This is a genomic window from Marinobacter zhanjiangensis (assembly GCF_014651935.1).
Lineage (GTDB): Bacteria > Pseudomonadota > Gammaproteobacteria > Pseudomonadales > Oleiphilaceae > Marinobacter > Marinobacter zhanjiangensis.
The window spans coordinates 77535-101833 of sequence record NZ_BMXV01000007.1; the positions used below are offsets into that span (position 1 = coordinate 77535).

A 24299-nucleotide genomic window follows, 5' to 3' on the forward strand; every position below is an offset into this window, starting at 1 on the left:
ACGAAAGAACACGAAAGTGAAAACAAGAAAATCTGAATATCTATAAAGGCAGTTCATTTTTTCGTGTTATTTCGTGGATTTAGTGGCCAAAAAAATCATTTCATCTTTTCTTTTTCCGTGTTCTTCCGTGTTCTTCCGTGTTCTTCCGTGTTCTTCCGTGTTCTTCCGTGGCCAAACATGTTTTTACAGGAGCAATAGTCGATGACGGACAGCAAGTCGCCGGTGGAGCGCAAGTACTTTGGCACCGATGGCATTCGCGGGCGTGTGGGACATGGGCCGATTACGCCGGATTTCATGCTACGGCTTGGATGGGCGGCGGGCCAGGCGTTCCGGCGGGATGGCCAGCCGAACAGTGTGATCATTGGCAAGGACACCCGGCTGTCGGGCTACATGTTCGAATCAGCCCTGGAGTCCGGCCTGTCCGCGGCCGGGGTGGATGTGAAGCTGCTGGGGCCCATGCCGACACCGGCCATTGCCTATCTGACCCGTACCTTCCGTGCCTGCGCCGGCATTGTGATCAGCGCCTCCCACAATCCCCATTACGATAATGGCATCAAGTTCTTCTCCGGCGACGGCACCAAGCTGGACGATGCCCTCGAAGCGGAAATCGAGCGCTGGCTGGAAAAGCCCATCTCGGTATGCGAGTCTGCCGATCTCGGCAAGGCGACCCGTGTCGACGATGCGCCGGGTCGCTATGTGGAGTTCTGCAAGAGCACTGTGCCCAACGAATTCGTGCTGGATGGCATGCACATCGTTCTGGATTGTGCCCATGGTGCCACCTATCACGTCGCCCCCAAGGTGTTCCGGGAGCTGGGCGCACGGGTATCGGTGATCGGGGGCGATCCCGATGGTCTGAATATCAACCTCGGCGTCGGCTCCACCCACCTTGAAGCCCTCAAGGAAACAGTCCTGCACAAGAATGCCGACCTCGGTATCGCCTTTGACGGTGATGGCGACCGGGTACTGATGGTTGACCGTGACGGCACCGAGATTGATGGCGATGAGCTGATTTACATCATCGCCGCCCAGCGTAAGAGGGCCGGGACCCTCCATGGTGGGGTGGTCGGTACCCTGATGACCAACCTGGGGGTTGAGCTGGCCTTTCAGGATCAGGGCATTCCCTTCGAGCGGGCAAAAGTCGGCGACCGTTATGTCACGGAGCGCCTGCTGCAGCGTGGCTGGTTGCTGGGTGGTGAAGGTTCCGGGCACCTGGTGATTCGTGACTGTACCACCACCGGTGATGGCATCGTCTCGGCGCTGCAGGTGCTGCTGGCATGCTGGCGCGCCGATCAGCCCATCAGCGAGCTGCGCCAGGGTATGACCAAACTGCCCCAGACCATGATCAACGTGCGGGTGGATGAGCGTTTCGACCCCATGTCCCGTGATGACATCGTCCGGGCGGTGCGGCAGGCGGAAGATCACTTGGGTGTTGCTGGCCGCATCCTGATGCGGGCGTCTGGCACCGAGCCGCTGATTCGGGTGATGGCTGAGGGAGAAGATGCTACCGTTATTGAGCGGGTTGCTGAGGAGCTGGCGGAAGTGGTGCGCGGTTCGAGGGCCTGAATGGATCTGGCTGATGAGTTGCCTGCTCCACCCTCACCCTGGCCCTCTCCCCTCGAGGGAGAGGGAATATACGCCGCCGGCTTCGGGGATGTAGCCCCTCTCCCTTGAGGGGAGAGGGGTTGGGGTGAGGGTGGAGACTGTCCCTCCCGAGTAGACTTTAATCCCGGCCATCAGAGACTTGTGCGGCCCTTTCCCCTGCTGTATAGTTCGCGCTCGTTTCTGGGCGGCCCCGACTTTTTGGATGGTGGATTGTCATGCGAAAGCAGATTGTTGCCGCTAACTGGAAGATGAACGGCTCGAGTGAGCTGGTTCGTCAACTGGTGCCGGCCGTCAGGGATTCGGTGGCATCGCTTGATAATGCTGTCGAGGTTGTTATTATGCCTCCCTCGCTGTTTGCGAGTGAGGCAAAGGGTGAGCTTGCGGGCTCCCCGGTCATGCTCGGTGTGCAGAATGTTGCCCGCTGGCAGAGCGGTGCTTACACCGGCGAGCTGTCTGCCGCCATGGCCGCAGACATTGGTTGCCACTATGCCCTGGTGGGGCATTCCGAGCGGCGCCAGCTCTTTGGCGAGACCGACGACATCGCTGCCGAAAAGGTGTTGCGGGTTCTGGAAAGCGGTCTGGCAGTGATGCTCTGTGTGGGGGAAACCCTGGAAGAGCGTGAGGCAGGTGACGCCGAGGCGGTTGTTTGCCGCCAGGTCGAGATAGCCCTGTCAGGGCTGGATTCAGCGGCTGCTGATCGCGTTGTGGTTGCCTACGAGCCCGTCTGGGCCATTGGTACAGGCAGGACGGCCACCGCTGAAGACGCACAGGCCATGCACCGGACCCTGCGAGACAGGCTTTCCGACATGGGGCTGCCGGCAAATGAGATGTCGCTGCTTTACGGCGGCAGTGTAAAGCCGGATAATGCGGGCGCGCTTTTCGCCCAGCCGGATATTGATGGTGGCCTGATTGGTGGGGCATCCCTCAAAGCAGACGATTTTATCGCGATTTGCCAGGCAGCGGTGGCATAAGACCGGGCATAATCACATGAATTCTGCAGTCACATGATGACTGTTCAAGGTTGCAGAGAGCAGATATGGACTGGATGGAAACACTGGTTGTCGTCGTGCACGTCGTGATTGCCGTGGGACTGGTAGGTTTGATCCTGATCCAGCAGGGCAAGGGCGCGGATGCCGGTGCCGCATTTGGTGGTGGTGGCAGCGGTGCCTCCCAGACGGTCTTTGGCAGTCAGGGTAGTGGTAGCTTCCTGACCCGTCTGACCAGCTTTCTGGCGCTGGTGTTCTTTGTGACAAGTTTTTCGCTGGCGATTTTCGCCAAGCAGCGTGCTGAAGTGGCGGGTCAGACTGGTGTGCCCACGGTACAGCAGGTCGACGAGTCGCCGTCCGCGGATCAGGCTGCCAGCGAGGGTGAGAGCCCCGATCTCAGCGACGAAGAGAACGGTGATGGTGGTAACGCCATTCCCGAGCTCGAATGAGTTATTGCCGAAGTGGTGGAACTGGTAGACACGCTATCTTGAGGGGGTAGTGGCGTAAGCCGTGCCGGTTCGAGTCCGGCCTTCGGCACCATATACAGAAACGGCTTGGAGTCGTGTGCCCCAAGCCGTTTTTTTTGGTCAGTCCTTGACCACGGTCGTTCGGGTCCTTATACTCCGGCGATTATTGGAGCGGCCTGGCGCATGGTTTTTCGTCGGGTCGTGATGACAGGCCAGGTGTCTGTCGGCGGAATACCCTTGGGGTTTCCGCAATTACTTGCAACAAAAAGCCCCACAGGCAGGTAGTTCCGGTGCAGGTTGCACGGACTGTCTGAGCAGGCGGGGCTTTTTGATTAAGGGGCCTGGCGTGTCGGGCCCTGGTGCATGAAAAGGGCTGCCAGACAGCCCTTTTTTTGTTTTTGTGGCCTGAAAACTGATATCGCCTGTAACCAGAAGGCGGATGACATAGGGAGTCTCAACAGACTTGTCTGCAAAGCTGAATAAACTTGATGAAATCCTCCGTCCGGTGGTGGAGGGGCTGGGTTACGAACTCTGGGGCATTGAATTTCGCTCCCAGGGGCGCAATTCGGTACTGCGGCTGTTCATTGATGATCAGAACGATGGCATCAGTGTTGAAGACTGTGAAAAAGTCAGTCGGCAGGTCAGCGGTGTTCTGGACGTGGAAGACCCGATCCAGAACGAATACACCCTGGAAGTATCGTCACCGGGAATGGACCGCCCTCTGTTCCGGCTGGAGCAGTTCGAGGACTGGGCCGGGCATCAGGTCAGTATCCGGCTGCGCATGGCATTCGACGGGCGTCGCAAGTTTCAGGGTGTTCTGAAGGGCACCGAGGGCGGAGACGTGGTGGTTGTGGTGGATGACCACGAATATCTGCTGCCGTTCGAGAGTATTGACAAAGCCAATATTGTGCCGGTTTTCGAGTAAGGCCGGATGACTGCAAGTCTGAGAATTTTAAGGGCAGGGCATTTCAATGAGTAAAGAAATCCTGATGGTGGTTGAGGCCGTTTCCAACGAGAAGGGCGTCGAGAAAGACGTTATTTTCGAGGCCATCGAACTGGCACTGGCAACCGCGGCCAAGAAGCGTTTCGAGGATGAAGAAGCCGATATCCGCGTGTCCATTGACCGTCGCACCGGGGAATACGAAACCTTCCGCCGGTGGCTGGTGGTGGACAACGACGCGGTTCCCGCACTGGGCACAGAGCTGACCCTGCAGGAAGCGGAAGAGATTGATGCCAACCTCAAGCCCGGTGATATCTACGAGGAAAAGGTCGAGTCCGAGAGCTTTGGCCGCATTGGCGCCCAGGCTGCCAAGCAGATTATTTTCCAGAAGGTGCGCGAAGCCGAGCGCATGCGCATCGTGGACAGCTACCGTGACCGGGTTGGCGAGCTGATTTCCGGTACCGTCAAGAAGGTGACACGGGACAACGTCATTATTGATCTGGGCGGTAACGCCGAGGCCCTGTTGCCAAGGGATCAGCTGATTCCCCGGGAAACCTTCCGCATGGGCGATCGCGTGCGTTCGCTGCTGCAGGATATCCGCACCGACCATCGCGGTCCGCAGCTGATGCTCAGCCGCACCGACCCGCAGATGCTGATCGAGTTGTTCCGCATCGAGGTGCCGGAAATTGCCGAAGATCTTATCGAGATCCGCGGCGCTGCCCGTGACCCCGGCTCCCGCGCCAAGATCGCCGTCAAGACCAACGATCGCCGGATCGACCCGGTAGGCGCCTGCGTCGGCATGCGCGGTTCGCGGGTGCAGGCGGTGTCCAACGAACTGGCGGGCGAGCGTGTCGACATCGTGCTGTACGATGACAATCCGGCCCAGCTGGTGATCAATGCCATGGCACCGGCAGAAGTGGCCTCCATTGTTATGGACGAGGACAATCACACCATGGAAGTGGCCGTGGCCGAGGACAATCTGGCCCAGGCCATCGGCCGCAATGGTCAGAACGTGCGGTTGGCCAGTGAGCTGACCGGCTGGACCCTCAACGTAATGACCGAGGAAGAAGCCGGTGAGCGCCAGGAGCAGGAATACAATCGTCTGGTGAACCACTTCATGGAAAATCTGGATGTGGATGAGGAATTCGCCGCTGTCCTGATCGAGGAAGGCTTTACCTCCATTGAGGAAGTGGCCTATGTCCCCATGGAAGAAATGCTGACCATCGAGGGCTTCGACGAGGACACCGTTACCGAGCTTCGTCGTCGCGCCAAGGATGTTCTGCTCAACAAGGCCCTCGCCAGTGAGGAAGCTCTGGAGGGCAATGAACCACAGGAGGATCTCCTGGAAATGGATGGCATGGACCGTACCCTGGCTTTCAAGCTGGCGGCTATGGGTGTGCGTACCATGGAGGACCTCGCCGAGCAGTCTGTTGATGATCTGCTCGAAATCGAAGATATGGACGAAGAGCGTGCTGGTCAGTTGATTATGACGGCGCGTGCCCCCTGGTTTGAAGACCAGGCTTAATCGGGAGGAGGACCAGTATGGCAGAAGTAACCGTTAAACAACTGGCCGATGATGTAGGCGCTCCCGTGGATCGTTTGCTGCGTCAGATCGTGGAAGCCGGCCTCAAGGCCCGTTCCGAAAATGACTCCGTGACCAGCGATGAGAAGCAGCAGTTGCTGGCCTATCTGCGCAAGAACCACGGTGAGGCCGAGGCTGAACCGAAGAAAATCACCCTCAAGCGCAAGACGACCACCACCCTGAAGACTGGTGGTGGAGCCCGTGGTGGCAAGACCGTCAATGTTGAGGTCCGCAAGCGTCGTACTTATATGAAGCGCGCCGAGTTGCAACCCGAGCCGGAGCAGCCTTCAGCTCCGCCGGCCGAGGAAAAGCCGGAAGCGGCGCCGCAGCCCGCTGCTGAATCTCAGCCCACGGCCGAGCAGGCGCCTGCCCCGGAGCAGAAGCCCGAGACCCAGGCAGCACCGGCCGCGGAGGCCACTCCGGAAACCGGACCGGTCGCCGTGGGTGAGGAAGAGGCCAAAGAGGAAACCAACAAGGCAGTGAAGCCGGTGAATACGGCAGTGGAAGAAGACATGCCGATGCCGCCGCCGGATCCTGAAACCGCGAAGGACAAGGAGCGCAAGGCCAAGAAGAAGAAAGAGAAGGCCCGCGAGCGCCCCGACGAGGCGGAAGAAGGCAAGCCCAAGAAGAAGTCCGCTGGTCATCGCGGACCTCGCAGTCGCCCGGCGGACGAGCCCATCGTGATCTCGGAAGACGAGGAAGACAGCACGCTGCGCAAGCCTCTGCGGGCAAAAAAGAAACCCAAAGACAAAAGGCATGGCTTCGAGAAGCCAACCAAACCAATGGTCAGAGAAGTCGATATTCCCGAAACGATTACCGTTGGTGATCTCGCTCAGCGCATGGCGGTCAAGGCAGCCGATGTGATCAAGACCCTGATGGGTATGGGTGTGATGGCCACCATCAACCAGGCCCTGGATCAGGAAACCGCCGTACTGGTGACCCAGGAACTGGGCCACAAGCCGAAGACGGTGAGTGAGGATGCCTTCGAGGAAGAGGTGATCAGCGAGATTGCCGCCGAAAGCGAAGGCGAGAAGACCCGCCGCGCGCCGGTGGTGAGCGTTATGGGTCACGTTGACCATGGCAAGACGTCGCTGCTGGACTACATCCGCCGTACCAAGGTGGCGTCCGGTGAATCCGGTGGTATTACCCAGCATATCGGCGCCTACCACGTGGAAACCGACCACGGTATGGTGTCGTTTCTGGATACTCCGGGTCACGCCGCGTTCACCGCCATGCGTGCCCGTGGTGCCCAGTGTACCGACATCGTTATCCTGGTTGTGGCTGCCGATGACGGCGTGATGCCGCAGACCAAGGAAGCCGTGGACCACGCCCGCTCCGCCGGCGTGCCCCTGGTCATCGCGATCAACAAGATGGACAAGGAAGGGGCCGACCCGGATCGCGTCAAGAGCGAGCTGGCGGGTATGGATGTTGTCCCGGAAGACTGGGGTGGCGACGTGCAGTTCGTGCCCGTATCCGCCCACACCGGTGACGGTATCGAGAATCTCCTGGAAGCGGTACTGCTGCAGGCCGAGATCCTCGAGCTGGAAGCTGTCGAAGAGGCACCGGCCAAGGGCGTTGTCGTGGAATCCTCCCTGGAACGGGGCCGTGGCTCCGTGGCTACGGTGCTGGTTCAGAACGGTACCCTGCGTCAGGGCGAGATGGTGGTTGCGGGTGCCTGGTACGGTAAGGTCCGCGCCATGACCGACGAAGCCGGCAAGCAGGTCAAGGAAGCGGGTCCGTCCATTCCCGTAGAGATCCTGGGCCTGAACGGTACCCCGGATGCCGGTGACGAGTTCTTTGCCGTTGCTGATGAGCGCAAGGCGAAAGAGCTGGCCGAGTTCCGCCAGAGCCGTGAGCGTGAGCAGCGGCTGCACCGTCAGCAGGCGGCCAAGCTGGAGAACCTGTTCGAGAACATGGGCAAGGACGAGGTCAAGACCCTCAATGTGGTGCTCAAGACCGACGTTCGTGGCTCCCTGGAAGCCATCAGCAAGGCGCTGATGGATCTGGGCAACGACGAAGTCCAGGTCAAGATTGTGTCCTCTGGCGTGGGTGGCATCGCGGAAACCGATGTCAGCCTGGCGGTGGCCTCCAACGCCGTGGTGTTCGGCTTCAACGTTCGTGCGGATAATTCTGCCAAGCGTCTGGTGGAGCAGGAAGGTGTCGACCTGCGCTACTACAGCATCATCTATAACCTGATCGACGACGTGAAAGCGGCCCTGACTGGCATGCTGGCGCCGGAATACCGTGAAGACATTATCGGTATCGCCGATGTGCGGGAAGTGTTCCGCTCACCGAAGTTCGGCCAGGTGGCCGGCTGCATGGTGGTGGAAGGTACTGTCTACCGGAACAAGCCGATCCGTGTGTTGCGTGACAACGTGGTGATCTTTGAAGGCGAGCTGGAATCCCTGCGTCGCTACAAGGATGACGTGCCGGAAGTACGCAACGGCATGGAATGTGGTATTGGCGTCAAGGGCTACGACGTGAAGGTGGGTGACCAGATCGAGGTATTCGATCGGGTTCGTGTTGAACGTAAACTGGAATCCACAGGTTCATAAATGCCCAAAGAGTTCAGTCGTCTCGACCGCATTGGTGACCAGATCCAGCGTGAGCTGTCGCAGCTTATCCTGCGGGAGGTCAAGGATCCCCGCGTGGGCATGGTCACCATCAATGCGGTGCGCGTCAGCAAGGACCTCGGTTATGCCGATATCTACGTGTCCAAGCTGAGCACCGAGGAACTGACAGAGGAGTCCGGCGAAGTGCAGGACTCCCTGAAAGTGTTGCGCAATGCCTCCGGATTCCTCCGGGGGCAGCTCGGTCGCGCCATGAAATTGCGGGTTGTCCCCCAGCTCCGCTTCCATTTCGACAGCCTCCAGGGGCAGAGTCGCCATATCGACAGCCTGATCGACCAGGCCGTGGGCAAGAAGCCCGTGGTGCGTCAGGACGACGACAGCGACCAGGAGTCCTGACGTTTGGCTCGCAGACGTAAAGGCCGCAACGTCAACGGCATTCTGGTTATTGACAAGCCGGCCGGTGTCACCTCCAACGGTATCCTTCAGCAGGTCAAACGTCTCTATGGGGCCGCCAAGGCGGGCCATACCGGGGCGCTTGACCCCCTGGCCACCGGGGTGTTGCCCCTGTGTTTCGGCGAAGCCACCAAGTTTTCCCAGTTAATGCTCGACAGTGACAAGGCTTATGTCACCACGGCTCACCTGGGTGTTCGTACGGAAACCGCGGACAGTGAAGGTGCCGTGGTGGAGGAGCGGCCGGTTCCGGCCGGACTGACCGAGCAGGCTGTAGAAGCCGTACTGGCGGATTTCCGGGGCCGGATCGAGCAGGTTCCCTCCATGTACTCGGCCCTGAAGCACAAGGGGCGGCCGCTGTACGAATACGCCCGGGAAGGCATTGAGGTGGAGCGCCCGGCCCGCCCGGTGACCATCTACGAACTGACCCTGCTGGCGATCCGTGACGGCGAGCTGGACCTGGCCGTGAAGTGCACCAAGGGCACTTACGTCCGTAACCTGGTAGAGGATATCGGCGAAGTCCTGGGCTGCGGCGCCCATGTTTCGGCATTGCGCCGCACGCTGGCTTCCGGCTTTACCCTGGAGGATGCCCATGACGTGGCGGATCTGGAGCAGAGGCGTGAGCAGGAACAGTCGCTGGATGGCCTTTTGCTGGCCCCGGACAAGGCGCTGACCATGTTCCCGGAGCTGGCCCTGGAGGGGCCAAATTTACGGTCGATATTGAACGGACAACCCGTTAGAATATCGGGTCAATCCCTGACCGGGCCAGTCAGGCTTTACGGTGACCACCGTTTTGTCGGGCTCGGGGAAGGGCAGCCGGATGGCGATGATGCGATCAAGGTCGTGCCGCGCCGTCTGGTCTCAAGCAGCTGGTAGCCATTGGGCTATCACTGCCTAGCCGGGCTGCAGAGATGCGCGGTTCGGCCGGATGATTTCAGGCATCGCAAACAATGAGGTGAACTATGGCTCTTTCAGCCGAGGAAAAAGCACAGATCGTCCAGGACTACCAGCAAGGCGATGGCGACACAGGCTCCCCTGAAGTACAGGTAGCCCTGTTGAGCGCCAACATCGACAAGCTGCAGGGCCATTTCAAGGCCAACAAGCAGGATCACCATTCCCGCCGTGGCCTGATTCGCATGGTTAATCAGCGTCGTAAACTGCTGGACTACCTGAAGCGCAAGAACGCTGACCGTTACCTGGAGCTGATCAAGCGCCTGGGTCTGCGTCGCTAAGCGGACGACCTGCCGGCCGGCGCCTTCCTGGTGCTGGCCTGTGCTCCGGTGGCTGGAACGGGTTTCGACCCGGGCCTGTCATCGGGGTATGCTTTTCCACCCGAACCGGTACCAGAACCGGTTGTTACGTCACCACCGAAGTGCGTCTGCTGTCATGACCGAAAGCGCCGATAGCAGGTTGTTGAAAGGCCCGGGCCCATGGTTCCGGGGTTTTGCAACAGCCTGTTCGCTTTCAGGTAGCAGGGTGCCGGAGATGCGTAATCCTGGTCTGGTACGAGCAGATACCAACAGACATCAGGAGTTATTGTGATTCCAGAAGCTACCAAGAAAACCTTTGAACTCGGCGGCAAGACCGTCACCATCGAAACGGGCCGCATTGCCCGCCAAGCCACCGGCTCGGTGCTGGTTACCATTGACGATATTTCCGTGCTGGGCACCGTGGTTGGCGCCAAAGAAGCCAAGCCGGGCCAGCCGTTCTTCCCGTTGACCGTCAACTACTTCGAGAAGACCTACGCCGTGGGCAAGATTCCGGGTGGTTTCTTCAAGCGTGAAGGTCGTCCTTCCGAGAAGGAAACCCTGACCTCTCGCCTGATCGACCGTCCGATCCGTCCGCTCTTCCCCAATGGCTACATGAACGAAACACAGGTCATCCTGACGGTCATGTCGTCCAGCAAGACGCAGGATCCGGACATCGCGGCCATGCTGGCTGCCTCCGCTGCCCTGTCCATCTCCGGTATTCCGTTTGACGGTCCCATCGGCGCTTCCCGGGTTGGTTTCACCAACGAGCGCGGCTACTTCCTGAACCCGACCTTTGAAGAGCTGGAAAGCTCCCAGCTGGACATGGTTGTTGCCGGCACTGAAGACGCCGTGCTGATGGTCGAGTCCGAAGCCAATGGCCTCAACGAAGACCAGATGCTGGGCGGTGTACTGTTTGCCCATCAGGAAATGCAGACAGCGGTTACCGCCATCAAGGAGTTCGCCGCCCAGGTTGGCAAGCCGCGTTGGGAGTGGCAGCCAGAGCCGGAAAACACCGAGCTGCTGAATGCCATCAAGGACGGCTTCGGCGGTGCTATCGCTGACGCCTATGCGATCCGTGACAAGATGGACCGCTACGCAAAGCTGAAGGAAATCAAGACCGAGGCGGTTGAGAAGCTGGCCGGTGAAGACGAAGGCCAGCCTGCAGAAGACGATATCAAGAAGTACTTCGGCAAGGTCGAGAAGAACGTGGTTCGCCAGCAGGTTATCGAAGGCAAGCCGCGGATCGACGGACGTGACAACAAGACCGTTCGCCCGATCAGCATCGAGGTTGGCGTGCTGCCCAGCACCCACGGTTCCGCGCTGTTCACCCGTGGCGAAACCCAGGCCATCGTGACCACCACGCTGGGTACGGCCCGTGACATGCAGATCATCGATGCCCTGGAAGGTGAGCGCAAGGACCCGTTCCTGTTCCACTACAACTTCCCTCCGTACTCGGTCGGCGAAGCCGGTCGTGTGGGTACGCCGGGTCGTCGTGAAGTAGGCCACGGCCGCCTTGCCAAGCGTGGTGTTGCCGCCGTTATGCCGACCATCGAGGAGTTCCCGTACACCATCCGTGCGGTCTCCGAGATCACCGAATCCAACGGTTCCAGCTCCATGGCCTCTGTCTGTGGCTCTTCGCTGGCACTGATGGATGCGGGTGTGCCCATCAAGGCACCGGTCGCCGGTATTGCCATGGGCTTGGTCAAGGAAGGCGAGCAGTTTGCCGTGCTGACCGATATCCTCGGTGACGAGGATCACTTGGGCGACATGGACTTCAAGGTTGCCGGTACCTCCGAGGGCATCACCGCCTTGCAGATGGACATCAAGATCAACGGCATCACCGACGAGATCATGGAAATCGCTCTGGGGCAGGCCAACGAAGCGCGCATGCACATCCTGGGTGAGATGGCCAAGGTCATCGCCAAGCCCCGCGCCGAGCTGTCTGACCGTGCACCGAGCATTACCACCATCAAGATCCATCCGGACAAGATCCGCGACGTGATCGGCAAGGGTGGCGCCACCATCCGCTCCATCTGCGACGAGACCGGTGCCTCCATCGACCTGGACGACGACGGCAACGTCAAGATCTACGCCGACACCCAGATTGCCGCCCAGGCGGCGGTCAACCGGGTCAAGGAGATCACGGCCGAGATCGAAGTGGGCGCCATCTACAAGGGCAAGGTCGAGCGCATCATGGAGTTTGGTGCCTTCGTTAACATCCTGCCTGGCAAGGATGGTCTGGTTCACATCTCCCAGATCTCCGACCAGCGCGTCGAGAACGTCACCGACGTGCTCAGCGAAGGTCAGGAAGTCACCGTCAAGGTGCTGGATGTGGACAACCGTGGCCGCGTCAAGCTGTCCATGAAGGAAGTGAAAGAGGGCGAGCAGCCCACCGACTTCAGCTAAGCACAACCGATGTCGGAAAAAGCCGCCCCGGGAGACCGGGGCGGCTTTTTCCGTTCCGGGGGCTGCAAACCCTGGCGGTCAGGCAGGCGTCCACAAAAAAAGGCAGCCCGCGGGCTGCCTTTCTGCTGAATGCGAGGGCGTGGCTGATCAGCCATTACCCTTACGCATCTTTTCGTACTCGTCCTCGAAGAAGAACTTCTCCTCACCGAACGCCGGCTCCAGCTCGTGTAGCCAGGTGGCGGTGTCGCTGTATTTCGCGAAGAACGGGCGCTGTACCCAGTCCGGGTTGCGGCCCTGCAGGAAGCGCAGCACGAATACCTTCTCGCCCTTGATTTCGGCGATGCCCTGGATCTCCACCTTGCCGGGGCCGGCACTCATGGAGGGCCCTCGAGCGGTGCGACCAAGGCCGGAGACCTGCTTCATGGCTTCCCGGTATACCTCGTAGGCTTTTGCCAGGGGCACCTCGAAATAGTTCTTGGCGCCGGTGTCCCGTTCCACGAACATGTAGTAGGGGATGATGCCCAGCTGGACCTGCTTCTTCCACAGTTTTGCCCAGGCGTCGGCATCGTCGTTGACGTGCTTGATCAGCGGGCCCTGGGCACGGATCTCGGCGCCGGTGGCGCGGATGCGGCGGATGGCCTCTTCCGAGATCTCGGTGGTGATTTCCTGCCAGTGGTTGTAGTGAGCCATCAGGGCCACGTGCTTGCCGGCATCGACCAGTTTGGCGAACAGCTCGATCAGCTCGTCGGCGTCCTTGTCGGTGACGAACCGGTACGGCCAGAAGGTCAGTGCCTTGGTGCCGATGCGGATGGTCTGGATATGGTCGAACTCCGGCTGCAGCAGTGGCTCCAGGTACTGGACCAGGTGTTTGGTCTTCATCACCATGGGGTCGCCGCCGGTCATCAGCAGGTCGCTGATCTCGGTATGCTGTGCCAGGTAGCCGTGCAGTTTGTCGGCGTCGGTGCTGGCCATTTTCAGGTCCTTGTCACCGACAAACTGTGCCCAGCGGAAGCAGAAGGTGCAGTAGGAGTGACAGGTCTGCCCCTGGGCCGGAAAGAACAGCACGGTTTCCCGGTACTTGTGCTGTAGCCCTTCCAGTGGCTCACCGTTCAGGGTGGGCAGGTTCATCTCCATCTGGCCCGCCGGGTGCGGGTTCAGCTCATCGCGGATTTCCTTGGCCACTGACTGAATCAGCTTCTTGTCTGCGCCTTCCCGGTGCAATTTGGCCATGCGCTCGAAATGTTCTTCCTTCAGCATGCCCTTCTGGGGGAAAACCAGCTGGTACAGGGGGTCGTTGGGTACCTTGTCCCAGTCGATCAGTTCGTTGATCACGTACTCGTTGACGCGGAAGGGCAGCACACTGGCTACCACTTTCATTTCGAACAGAGTCTCTTCGGGAAGATTCTGGATAACCTCGATCTTGTCGAGTTGGCGGTCGGTATAGACCTGGAAACGACGTTCTTCAAACTCGACAGTCGGAATCCGGTTCGGAAAGGTGACGACGGAATTCATGAATCGCCCTCTGTCTGTGGGAAATGGCAGGAGGCCCATCGGCCACCACTGTTCAAAAATCAGGCAGGCGAGTATACCGGAAAGAGAGAACATTTTCAGGTCTAAGGAAAAAATGGCCGAGGCTTATCCGGTGTTCGTCTTTGGTCGAGTTGTGGAGGCAGTCGCAAGTTGGCAACATGCCTTCTATAGTGTTGACTGTGCTCCGAAAATTTCCGGGCTCGATAAAACCCGGTTGTTTCACCACAAACCTTCGGCCGGAGACGCCGCGAAGACTCCTCGCCTGATCTATGCTTTGTGGTGACAGTTATCCCGGGCGGGCGTCATTTTCCCGCGCCGCCACCAGTTTTGCGGCACCCAGGCCGCGCCATCATAGAAATGGGAGGGTTCGATGTATCAGGACGAAGACCCCACTGAAACCAGCGAATGGCTGGACGCGCTGGAATCACTGATCGAGTACGAGGGGGTGGAGCGTGCCCGTTTCATCCTGGAGCGCCTGTCAGAGCGCGCCAGCCGTGAAGGCACCGAACTCCCCTACGCCATCACCACGCCGTTCCGCAATTCCATCCCGGTGAGGGACGAGGCACGCATGCCCGGCGACCTGTTCATGGAACGGCGCATCCGCTCGCTGATCCGCTGGAACGCCATGGCCATGGTGGTACGGGCCAACCAACGCCCGGGGGACCTGGGCGGTCATATCTCCACCTTCTCGTCGGCGGCCACCCTGTATGACGTGGGTTTCAACTATTTCTTCCACGGTGGTGACGAGAAGCGCGAGGGAGATCTGGTCTATTTCCAGGGCCACGCCTCACCGGGGATCTACGCCCGGTCGTACCTGGAAGGACGCTTCGAGGAAGAACATCTGGACAAATACCGGGAAGAGGTCGGTGGTGAGGGCTTGTCATCCTATCCGCACCCCTGGCTGATGCCGGACTACTGGCAGTTTCCCACGGTGTCCATGGGTCTGGGGCCGATCCAGGCCATTTACCAGGCTCACGTGATGAAGTATCTGCACAGCCGCGAAATGATCGATATGGGCAACCGCAAGGTCTGGTGCTTTGTGGGCGACGGTGAGTGCGACGAGCCCGAGACCCTGGGATCCATCTCCAAGGCCGGCCGCGAGAACCTGGATAACCTTATCTTCGTGGTTAACTGCAACCTGCAGCGCCTGGACGGTCCGGTGCGGGGTAACGGCAAGATCATCCAGGAACTGGAGGGTATCTTCCGCGGGGCCGACTGGAACGTGATCAAGGTGGTCTGGGGCCGGATGTGGGACCCGTTGTTCGACAAGGATGAGGATGGCGTCATGCAGAAGGCCATGGACGAGATCTGCGACGGCGACCTGCAGAATTACACCAGTCAGGGGCCCGCCTACACCCGCAAGGAATTCTTTGGCAAGTATCCGGAACTGGCCAAGCTTGCCGAGGGGCTCTCCGACGAAGATATCAAAAAGCTCAACCGGGGCGGCCACGACCCCTACAAGGTCTATGCGGCCTATCAGAAGGCCGCCACCGAGGCCAACGGCCGGCCCACGGTGATCCTGGCCCACACCATCAAGGGCTATGGCTTCGGCGCGGCGGGCGAGGCCCAGAATACGGCCCACTCCCTCAAGAAGCTGGACAAGGACGCTCTCAAGGCCTTCCGCGACCGTTTCGGTATCCCGCTCAAGGATGACGAACTGGACGACATCCCCTATTACCGGCCGGCCCCGGACAGCCCGGAAATCGTCTACATGAACAAGCGCCGGCAGGAGCTGGGTGGTTTCTATCCCAAGCGTCGCAAGGACGCCCAGCCGCTGAAGGTCCCCGAGCTGGATATCTTCAAGACGGTACTGGAGGGCTCCGGCGACCGGGAAGTGTCCTCCACCATGACTTTCGTGCGCCTGCTGAACGCCCTGGTCAAGGACAAGCGCGTGGGCAAGCGGGTGGTGCCCATCGTGCCTGACGAGGCCCGTACCTTCGGCATGGAGGGCATGTTCCGCCAGTTGGGCATCTACACCGCCGAAGGCCAGAAGTACGTGCCCCAGGACCGGGACCAGATCATGTACTACCGGGAGGACAAGAAAGGCCAGATCCTCCAGGAAGGCATCAACGAGGACGGCTCCATGGCAGCCTGGATGGCGGCGGCGACGTCCTACAGCCACAACAACTTCCCGCTGATCCCGTTCTACGTGTTCTACTCCATGTTCGGTTACCAGCGGGTTGGCGACCTGGTCTGGGCCTCCGGCGACATGCAGGCCCGGGGCTTCCTGATTGGCGGCACGGCCGGGCGCACCACCCTCAACGGTGAGGGTCTGCAGCACCAGGACGGCCACAGCCACGTGTTGTTCAATGTGGTACCCAACTGTCGCAGCTACGACCCCGCATTCGGCTACGAGATGGCCGTGGTGGTCCAGCACGGCATCAAGGAGATGTTCGAGGACAACCGCAACGTCTTCTACTACCTCACCATCGAAAATGAAAACTACCATCAGCCGGCCATGCCCAAGACCAAGGGGCTGCCGGATCAGATCATCAAGGGCATGTACAAGTTCGAATCGGTGGAAACCAAGGGCCGCAAGAAGACCCCCCGGGTCCAGCTGCTGGGCTCCGGCGCCATTCTCAACGAGGTGCGCGCCGCCGCCGAGCTGCTCCGGGACGACTGGGGCGTCGCCAGCGACGTGTGGAGCGTCACCAGCTACAACGAGCTGGCCCGCGACGGCATGCACGTGGAGCGCTGGAACCACCTGCACCCGGATGACACCCAGAAGAAGGCCTATGTCACCCAGTGCCTGGAGAAGCAGCAGGGGCCGGTGGTGTCTTCCACCGACTACATCAAGCTGCACTCCGAACAGCTGCGGGCCTACATCCCCAAGACCTACATGACCCTGGGAACCGACGGCTTCGGCCGCAGTGACACCCGCGAACGGTTGCGGCACCACTTCGAGGTCGACCGCTACTACGTGGTCGTCAATGCCCTGTCGGCCCTGGCGAAGGATGGTGAGCTCAAGAGCGACCAGGCGCTGGAAGCCATGCGCAAGTACGGCATCGACCGCAACAAACCCAACCCGGTGCTGAGCTGAGGAGGCCGCAATGAGTGAGCAGGACATCAAGGTTCCCGATCTCGGCGGCGCGGACGAAGTCGAGGTTATCGAACTACTGGTCAGCAAGGGCGACACGGTCGAGGAGGAAGATCCCATCCTGACCGTGGAGTCCGACAAGGCCTCCGTGGAGTTGCCGTCCCCCTTTGCCGGCAAGATCACAAAGCTCTCCGTCAAGGTGGGCGACACGCTCAGCGAGGGCGACGTGGTGGGCACCATCGACACCGACAGTGCCGGTGATGGTGACGATGACGACGACAGTGACAGCGACGACAAGGAAAAGGGCAAGGCTGAAAGCGAGAAGGCCTCCGACGAGTCGAAGGATGAAGACACGGACTCCGATGAAGACCAGGACGACAAACAGAAGGAAAAAGAAAGCGACTCCGGCAAACAGAAGTCGTCCGGCAAGAAGGACGGTGGCAGTCGCAAGGAAACGGTAAAGGTTCCGGCCCTGGATGGTTTCGAGGACGTACCGGTCATCGACATCAACGTCAGTGAAGGGGACGAGGTCGGTGTAGAGGACCCGCTGGTCACCGTGGAATCCGACAAGGCGACCATGGAGCTGCCGTCGCCCTACGCCGGCAGGATCGACAAGATCCTGGTCAAGGAGGGCGACAAACTCTCCGAGGGCGACGACCTGCTGGAAATGACCGTGCAGGAGGATGACGGCGGCGACGCGGATGACGAGACCGGGGGCGAATCGGGTAGTGAAAAGGTCGACAAAGCCCCGAAGGAAGAGCCGGAGGGCAAGTCCGGAAAAGACAAAAAGCAGGCCGAATCATCAACCTCCGAAGAGACCGAAGGCGACAGCACCTACCAGATGCCATCCCCTGGGTCCAAGGTCCACGCGGGTCCGGCGGTGCGCAAGTTGGCCCGGGAGCTGGGTGCCGACCTGACCAGGGTCAAACCCTCCGGTCCCAAGAGCCGTATCCTCAAGGAGGACGTGGAAGGCTATATTCGCCAGAATCTGAAGAAGGCCCAGGAAGGTGGCTCGGTGGAAGGTGCCGGCATACCGGGCGTCAAGCTTCCGGACTTCAGCCAGTTCGGCGAGGTGGAGCGGCAGCCCATGTCCCGCATGATGACCGCCACCGCCACCAGCATGCACAAGAGCTGGCTCAATGTGCCCCACGTCACCCAGTTCGACGATGCGGACATCACCGAGATGGAAGCCTTCCGCAAGAGCCAGAAGCAGGCCGGCGAGAAGAAGGGCGTCAAGCTAACGCCCTTGCCCTTCATCCTCAAGGCCTGTGCGGTGGCGCTGGCGGAACTGCCCCAGTTCAACGTGTCCCTGGACATGGAGCGCAAGGAAGTGGTGCGCAAGAAGTACATCCACATTGGCATCGCTGTGGACACTCCCCATGGCCTGATGGTGCCGGTGATCCGCGACGTGGACCAGAAGGGCCTGTGGCAACTGGCGGAAGAAGCCCAGGAACTGGCCGGCAAGGCCCGGGACAAGAAGCTCAAGCCGGCGGAAATGCAGGGGGCCTGCTTCTCCATCACCAGCCTGGGAGGCATTGGCGGCACGGCGTTCACGCCCATTGTGAACACGCCGGAAGTAGCGATACTGGGGCTTTCCAGGGCCGACATGAAGCCGGTCTGGGACGGCGAAGCCTTCCAGCCCCGGCTGCTGCTGCCGCTGTCACTGTCCTACGACCACCGGGCGGTAAACGGCGCCGATGCGGCCCGATTTACCAACCTGCTGGCGCAGTTGCTGGGGGATATCCGGCGGTTGTTGCTATAGAGCATCTCCGACATCCGCGTCGAACATCCCCTCTCTTGAGGAGAGAGGGGTTCTTACCGAAACCTCCGCCATCCACCCGGCGCCGAATATTCCCTCTCCCCGGCGCGGGAGAGGGCAGGGTGAGGGGGGGGGGGCGCCCGCGGGCGCCCGGTCAGAATTGCTTGACCGGGTCGGGACGGGCAAGACTACGCCAGGCTGTCAGGATAAACTCACTAAGCCGGTCAAAGGCTTTGAGGTTAACCAGGCCGTAGCGGTTTAACGGATAGCAAAAAAACGCCCCCGGGCGGGGGCGCTGATTTCAGGTGGGAGAGATATCAGAAGCTGTATTGGGATGCGAACATCACCCGTTGGGCGTTTTCGCTGTCGCCGTCATACAGTTCGGATTTGAAGTAGCCGTACTCTACTCCCAGCATGACGTTTTCAATCGGATACCACTGATAGTTCACGAAGGCGTTGCTGTTGGTTTCAACTCGTCCGTCTGCGGCTACAGCACCAACGTCGCTCTCGTAGTCGTCCCAGTCCATTTTGACCAGACCATAGCCAACGTTCATTGTACCAGCCCCGGCATCCGCTGATACACCCACAGTGCCGCCATAGCCCTGGATGGTCTCCAGGCTGCTGCCATCCCGGTAGGCGTCCTGGCCGCCAAAGCCGCTGTCACCTGAGCGATACAGGTAGCCATTGGCGCCATCGGTGGCGCTGAGAACACCATGCAAGGTAACGGCGTCTGTTACCGAAACGTCAGTGGCAACATAGCCGGCCATGCCTACGGCGTTGTCATCGTCACCGGCATCGCCTTCATCATAGGACAGATACTGTAGCAGGGCACCGGCACTGAACATCACGCTGGATGTCAGAGCGTTCTCATACCGGGCAGTGACCACTGGCGCGCTCTGCTTCTCGTCGCCGCCAACGTTCTGGAAGCGCGGATCCTCCAGAGAGAATGACCAGGGACCAGTGGTATAGCGAACTTGGGCAGCACGGTCCTGAACACCGGCGAGACCAGCCAGGCCGTCAAAGTCCAGGGTAGGGGTCCAGCCGACAAAGCTGGTGTAGTTGGACCAGTTGCGCCCGGCCATCCAGTTGCCATATTCACCATAGGCACGCAGCAGGCGAAGGTCACCCCCGCGGAAATCGCCTTCCACAGTGACACTCATGCCATTTTCATGGGTAGCCGTGACACCGAGACGGGACTGTTGTGCGTCCGCATCGAAGTGGCCATCTCGGCCATTGTCGTTGGTAAACAGATAGGGGAAATGGCCTGACTGGGTGTTAAGGCCGATATCCTGATCGATGTCATACACAGCGTTCAGCCGAGCATGGCCATAAAGGTCTACGTTGACATCGCCTGCGTCAAATTCGACGGCGGACGCGGGGCTTACGGCAAAACCCATGGCAAGTGCGGCTGAGGTCAGGCCAATAGCCCTGGACAGTTTGAGCTTCTTCATGATTGTCCTCTCTCTGTTGCGTTGTATTTGAGCTTGCAGTGGTTTCCCTGCTTTCGGGTTGAACACCTCAGTAACGTGGCAAATAAGTAACGAAACTGCAATGTTGATAGTCGATTATGTAATGTTTTTTAATTAAATTCTTAAAACGATCCGAATATATATGCACTTAAAAGATACATTAACCCGGATGGTTACGACTTTCGTATAATCCTGATATGGCAATTCAATACTCTGAAACGGGCTTTATGAACTCCACCACCTTTGCCTTCCTGGACCTGGAAACCACGGGGGGATCGGCGGGGCATGACCGCATTACCGAAATTGGCATCCGCTTCTGGCGTGATGGCGAGGTAGTGGATGAGTGGCAGACCCTGATCAATCCCCGCAAGCGCATCCCGCCCTTTATCGAGCGCCTCACTGGCATCACCAACGCGATGGTGGCCGATGCACCGGAGTTTGCGGAGGTAGCGGATGAGCTGGAAGCGCGCCTCAGGGGCACTGTGTTTGTCGCGCATAATGCCCGGTTCGACTATGGCTTCGTGAAGGCCGAATTCCGCCGCCTGGTCCGGCCCTTTGCCGCGAAGGTGCTGTGTACGGTCAAGCTGTCCCGGCGCCTTTATCCCCAGTACAAACGCCACAACATGGATGCCCTGATCCAGCGCCATGGCCTGGGCGATGTTCAGCGACACCGGGCCATGGGTGACGTTACCGCGATGATGGATTTCTTCACCCATGCCCTGCGGGAGCACGGCGCGGACAGCATGGAAGAGGCCATCCGAACCCTGCTGCAACGCCCCAGTGTGCCTTCCCACATGCCACCGGACGTGCTCGACGAAGTGCCGGCGGTGCCCGGTGTCTACCGCTTCTATGGCGAGAACGACGTGCTGCTGTACGTGGGCAAGAGCACCAACATCGCCCAGCGGGTGGCCTCTCACTTCTCTGGCGACCACAACTCGGGCAAGGGCATCCGGCTGTCCGAAAGCATGCGCCGCCTGGAATGGACCGAAACCGCCGGTGAACTGGGCGCACTGTTGCTGGAACTGAAGCAGATCAAGACCCTGCACCCCCTGTATAACCGCCGCTCCCGGCCCGCCAAAACCCTCTGGAGCATTGAACTGACCCCGAACGAGCAAGGCTACCTGCAGGCCAGGCTGGTGCGAGAGATCGAGCCCCACCGCCTCGGCGACTACTATGGCCTGTTCCGCAGCAAGCGGGATGCCCAGCGGGCCCTGACCGGCATCGCGGCCAAGAACGAACTGTGCAACAAGCTGCTGGACCTGGAGCCGGCGGACCAGAGCGGCCCCTGTTTCCAGCGCACGCTGGGCCGCTGCAAGGGCGCCTGCGAAGGTATCGAAGACGTCACCCGCTATAACCTGCGGGTGCAGATCGCCTTCCACAGCCTGCACCTGAAAACCTGGCCCTGGTCAGGACCGGTGGGCGTGGTCGAACACAACCCTGACACCAGTCGTACCGATATCCTGATCATCTACAACTGGATGCACGTGGCAACCGTCCATTCCGAGGAAGAACTGAACGACCTCAGCCTCCGCGGCACCGCCGTAACCTTCGACATGGATTCCTACAAACTGGTGGTCAAGGCCCTGTCCGGAAAGGGAATCGGAGGGCTCAGGATTCTGGAGCTGCCCCCGGTCGGCAAACCGGAAATACTGAGCCGGGAGAGTGAACTCTCCTGAGTTTTCCAGACCCTCCCTCTCTGGCGTATGATAAAGCCACTACAAGCCGGTTCAGGTCCGGCTCCCGGAAGGTCAGAGAGGACACTATGAATAACAGAGAACCTGTCACCCGCGAACTCTTCAACGACGTCATGGTCCCCAACTACGCCCCCGGCGCCATGATCCCCGTGCGAGGTGAGGGCTCACGAGTCTGGGACCAGGACGACCGGGAATACGTCGACTTCGCCGGCGGCATTGCCGTCAACAGCCTCGGCCACGCCCACCCCGGCCTCATCGGTGCACTGCACGAGCAGGCGGAAAAGCTCTGGCACGTCTCCAACGTGCTCACCAACGAACCGGCCCTGCGCCTGGCCCGCACCCTCTGCGAACTCACCTTCGCCGAACGGGTCTTCTTTGCCAACTCCGGCGCTGAAGCCAACGAAGCCGCCTTCAAACTCGCCCGCCGCTACGGCTGGCAACACCAGGGCGCGGAAAAGCACGAGATCATCTCGTTCACCAACTCCTTCCACGGCCGCACCCTGTTCACGGTTGCCGTCGGTGGCCAGGCCAAGTACCTGGAAGGCTTCGAACCCGCCCCGGGTGGCATCCACCACGCCACCTTTAACGACCTGGACTCGGTAAAGGCCCTGATCTCGAAGGAAAAGACCTGCGCCGTGGTGGTCGAACCCATCCAGGGTGAAGGCGGCGTCATGCCCGCCGAAGCGGAATTCCTCCAGGGCCTGCGCGACCTGTGCGATGAGCACAACGCCCTGCTGATCTTCGATGAAGTCCAGTGCGGCGCCGGCCGCACCGGCCACCTCTACGCCTACCAGCACTACGGCGTCACCCCGGACATCCTCACCAGCGCCAAGGGCCTGGGCGGCGGCTTCCCGGTGGCCGCCATGCTGACCACCGAAAAAGTCGCTGAAAGCTTTGGCGTCGGCACCCACGGCAGCACCTACGGCGGCAACCCGCTGGCCTGCGCCGTGGCCCAGAAAGTCATCGACACCATCAGCCAGCCGGAAATCCTCAAGGGTATCAAGGCCCGTTCCGACAAGCTACGCAAGGGCATGATGGCCATCGGTGAGAAATATGACGTCTTCACCGAGGTGCGCGGTGAAGGCCTGCTGCTGGGCTGTGTGCTGACTGAAAAGTGGCAGGGCAGGGGCAAGGACTTCCTGAACGCCGCCCAGGCAGAAGGCCTGATGATACTGATCGCTGGCGCCAACGTGATCCGCCTGGCCCCGTCGTTAATCATTCCTGACCAAGATATCGAGGAGGGCCTGGAGCGGTTCGAAAAAGCAGTGGCTACACTGACAAAATAGGCGTCTCCACGGCGAATAGCACAATGTCCAGGTGGGCGGTCTGGTGCGGTTTTCCGGGACCTTCGAAAACATGGACGTTTTCGAAGAGCCTACAGGGACGTATTCACGGCGTGTCCCGGAAAACCGCACCAGATCGCGCACCCTGCTCCTGAACCTCCAGTCCTGGTCAAGAGGGCCCCGAATGCTAATCATCCGGCCACTGCAAGAAACCGATCTCGATGACCTTTACCACATGGCCGCCTCAGCCGGCAACGGCCTGACCACACTCCCCCCGGACCGCCAACTCCTCCAAGGCAAGATCGAAAAAGCCCGAGCCACCTTCGAAGGCCGCTGTGCCCCCGGCGCTGGCCTCTACCTGTTCGCCCTGGAAGACACCGAACAACAACGCTGCGTCGGCATCAGCGGCATCCAGGCCCGCGTCGGCCTCGATGAAGTCTTCTACAACTACCGCCTCAGCATCACCGTCAACGACAGCCGCGAACTCGACGTCCACGTACGCACGCCGACCCTCTACCTCACCAACGACATGACCGACGCCACCGAAATCGGCTCACTGCTGCTGGCCGACAGCCACCGGGGCGGCGGCAACGGCCTGCTGCTCTCCCGCGCACGCTTCCTCTTCCTCGACGAATACCGCGAACACTTCTCCGACAAAATATTCGCCGAAATGCGCGGCGTATCCGACGAGCACGGCCGCAGCCCATTGTGGGAAGCCCTCGGCCGGCGCTTCTTCGACATGGAGTTTGTCGAAGCCGACCGCCTCTCCGCCCGGGGCAACAAATCCTTCATCGCCGAACTCATGCCCCGCTTTCCCATCTATCTGTCCCTGCTGCCAGACAGCGCCACCGACGTGATCGGCAAGGTCCACAAAAATACCGAGCCCGCCCTCAACATGCTGCAGGAAGAAGGCTTCAACTTTAACGGCCTGGTGGATATCTTCGATGGAGGCCCCGTGGTGGAAACCTTCCTCCACAACATCCGCGCTATCCGCCAGAGAATACGGCGCACGGTAAAGCGGGTAGACCGGCCGCTGCTGGACAACCTGCCGGCGGCCGATCGGGTCATGGTCAGCAACCGCTCATTCGGTAACTTCCGGGTTGGCACCCTGCCAAGAGGCGCCGTGCGGGATGAGGAAGTGCAGATGCCAGGGCCCATCATGGAAGCGCTGGCAGTCGAGGAAGGCGACCAGGTGAGCATTGCCCCCTTGAAAGAAGCACTCTTTTGAACAATATCCTGTAATAGAGGGTAATGTTTCCTTGTCCAACTTCTCG

17 protein-coding genes and 1 tRNA gene are annotated in these 24299 nt (G+C 60.1%); 16 read left to right on the top strand and 2 right to left on the bottom strand.

The window, feature by feature from the left end; all coding sequences use genetic code 11:
• Positions 1-201 precede the first annotated feature (201 nt).
• The 11 genes from glmM (at position 202) to pnp (ending at position 12253) form a co-directional block, all read left to right on the top strand.
• A complete protein-coding gene (glmM, locus tag IE079_RS14785) occupies positions 202-1563 on the top strand; it encodes a phosphoglucosamine mutase (protein WP_189577563.1) in 1362 nt (453 codons plus the stop codon).
• Positions 1564-1817: 254 nt separating this feature from the next.
• Positions 1818-2573, top strand: a complete 756-nt coding sequence (gene tpiA / locus IE079_RS14790; RefSeq protein WP_189577564.1) for a triose-phosphate isomerase — start codon at positions 1818-1820, stop codon at positions 2571-2573.
• A gap of 65 nt (positions 2574-2638) precedes the next feature.
• Complete coding sequence (gene secG / locus IE079_RS14795) at positions 2639-3037, top strand: preprotein translocase subunit SecG (protein WP_189577565.1); 399 nt, start codon at positions 2639-2641, stop codon at positions 3035-3037.
• A 6-nt stretch (positions 3038-3043) separates the two neighbouring features.
• Positions 3044-3128: transfer RNA gene (locus IE079_RS14800), tRNA-Leu, on the top strand.
• A gap of 390 nt (positions 3129-3518) precedes the next feature.
• Positions 3519-3980: a ribosome maturation factor RimP gene (gene rimP, locus IE079_RS14805; RefSeq protein WP_189577566.1), complete on the top strand. Its 462-nt coding sequence runs from the start codon at positions 3519-3521 to the stop codon at positions 3978-3980.
• Between the two features lie 46 nt (positions 3981-4026).
• The gene (nusA, locus tag IE079_RS14810; protein WP_189577567.1) at positions 4027-5520 is read left to right on the top strand and encodes a transcription termination factor NusA; all 1494 of its coding nucleotides are present in this window, start codon (positions 4027-4029) and stop codon (positions 5518-5520) included.
• Positions 5521-5537: 17 nt separating this feature from the next.
• A complete protein-coding gene (gene infB, locus IE079_RS14815; RefSeq protein ID WP_189577568.1) occupies positions 5538-8132 on the top strand; it encodes a translation initiation factor IF-2 in 2595 nt (864 codons plus the stop codon).
• Positions 8133-8543, top strand: coding sequence for a 30S ribosome-binding factor RbfA (rbfA, locus tag IE079_RS14820; protein WP_189577569.1), 411 nt, complete (start codon positions 8133-8135; stop codon positions 8541-8543).
• Between the two features lie 3 nt (positions 8544-8546).
• Positions 8547-9473 carry a tRNA pseudouridine(55) synthase TruB gene (truB, locus tag IE079_RS14825; RefSeq protein ID WP_189577570.1) on the top strand — a complete coding sequence of 309 codons (927 nt, stop codon included), beginning with the start codon at positions 8547-8549 and terminating at the stop codon, positions 9471-9473.
• An 86-nt stretch (positions 9474-9559) separates the two neighbouring features.
• Positions 9560-9829, top strand: coding sequence for a 30S ribosomal protein S15 (rpsO, locus tag IE079_RS14830; RefSeq protein ID WP_189577571.1), 270 nt, complete (start codon positions 9560-9562; stop codon positions 9827-9829).
• A 306-nt stretch (positions 9830-10135) separates the two neighbouring features.
• Positions 10136-12253 (top strand): polyribonucleotide nucleotidyltransferase, encoded by a 2118-nt coding sequence (pnp, locus tag IE079_RS14835; protein WP_189577572.1) that lies wholly within the window; start codon positions 10136-10138, stop codon positions 12251-12253.
• 147 nt (positions 12254-12400) lie between these two features.
• On the opposite strand, the gene IE079_RS14840 is transcribed toward pnp, so the two are convergent.
• Positions 12401-13765, bottom strand: coding sequence for a KamA family radical SAM protein (locus IE079_RS14840; RefSeq protein ID WP_189577573.1), 1365 nt, complete (start codon positions 13763-13765; stop codon positions 12401-12403).
• A 388-nt stretch (positions 13766-14153) separates the two neighbouring features.
• Between IE079_RS14840 and aceE the strand changes: the two genes are divergently transcribed.
• Together aceE and aceF are read left to right on the top strand one after the other, a co-directional pair.
• Positions 14154-16823 carry a pyruvate dehydrogenase (acetyl-transferring), homodimeric type gene (gene aceE / locus IE079_RS14845; RefSeq protein WP_189577574.1) on the top strand — a complete coding sequence of 890 codons (2670 nt, stop codon included), beginning with the start codon at positions 14154-14156 and terminating at the stop codon, positions 16821-16823.
• 10 nt (positions 16824-16833) lie between these two features.
• Positions 16834-18582 (top strand): dihydrolipoyllysine-residue acetyltransferase, encoded by a 1749-nt coding sequence (gene aceF / locus IE079_RS14850; RefSeq protein WP_189577575.1) that lies wholly within the window; start codon positions 16834-16836, stop codon positions 18580-18582.
• Positions 18583-18896: 314 nt separating this feature from the next.
• Here the strand turns inward: aceF and IE079_RS14855 are convergent, their stop codons facing one another.
• On the bottom strand, positions 18897-20030 hold the full coding sequence (locus tag IE079_RS14855; RefSeq protein ID WP_189577576.1) for a DcaP family trimeric outer membrane transporter: 1134 nt from the start codon (positions 20028-20030) through the stop codon (positions 18897-18899).
• A 245-nt stretch (positions 20031-20275) separates the two neighbouring features.
• Between IE079_RS14855 and IE079_RS14860 the strand changes: the two genes are divergently transcribed.
• The 3 genes from IE079_RS14860 (at position 20276) to astA (ending at position 24253) form a co-directional block, all read left to right on the top strand.
• Entirely contained in the window at positions 20276-21724 is a 1449-nt protein-coding gene (locus IE079_RS14860; RefSeq protein WP_227712531.1) for an exonuclease domain-containing protein, read from the top strand.
• 86 nt (positions 21725-21810) lie between these two features.
• Positions 21811-23028, top strand: coding sequence for an aspartate aminotransferase family protein (locus IE079_RS14865; RefSeq protein WP_189577578.1), 1218 nt, complete (start codon positions 21811-21813; stop codon positions 23026-23028).
• A gap of 181 nt (positions 23029-23209) precedes the next feature.
• Positions 23210-24253 (top strand): arginine N-succinyltransferase, encoded by a 1044-nt coding sequence (gene astA, locus IE079_RS14870; RefSeq protein ID WP_189577579.1) that lies wholly within the window; start codon positions 23210-23212, stop codon positions 24251-24253.
• The last annotated feature ends 46 nt before the right edge of the window (positions 24254-24299 follow it).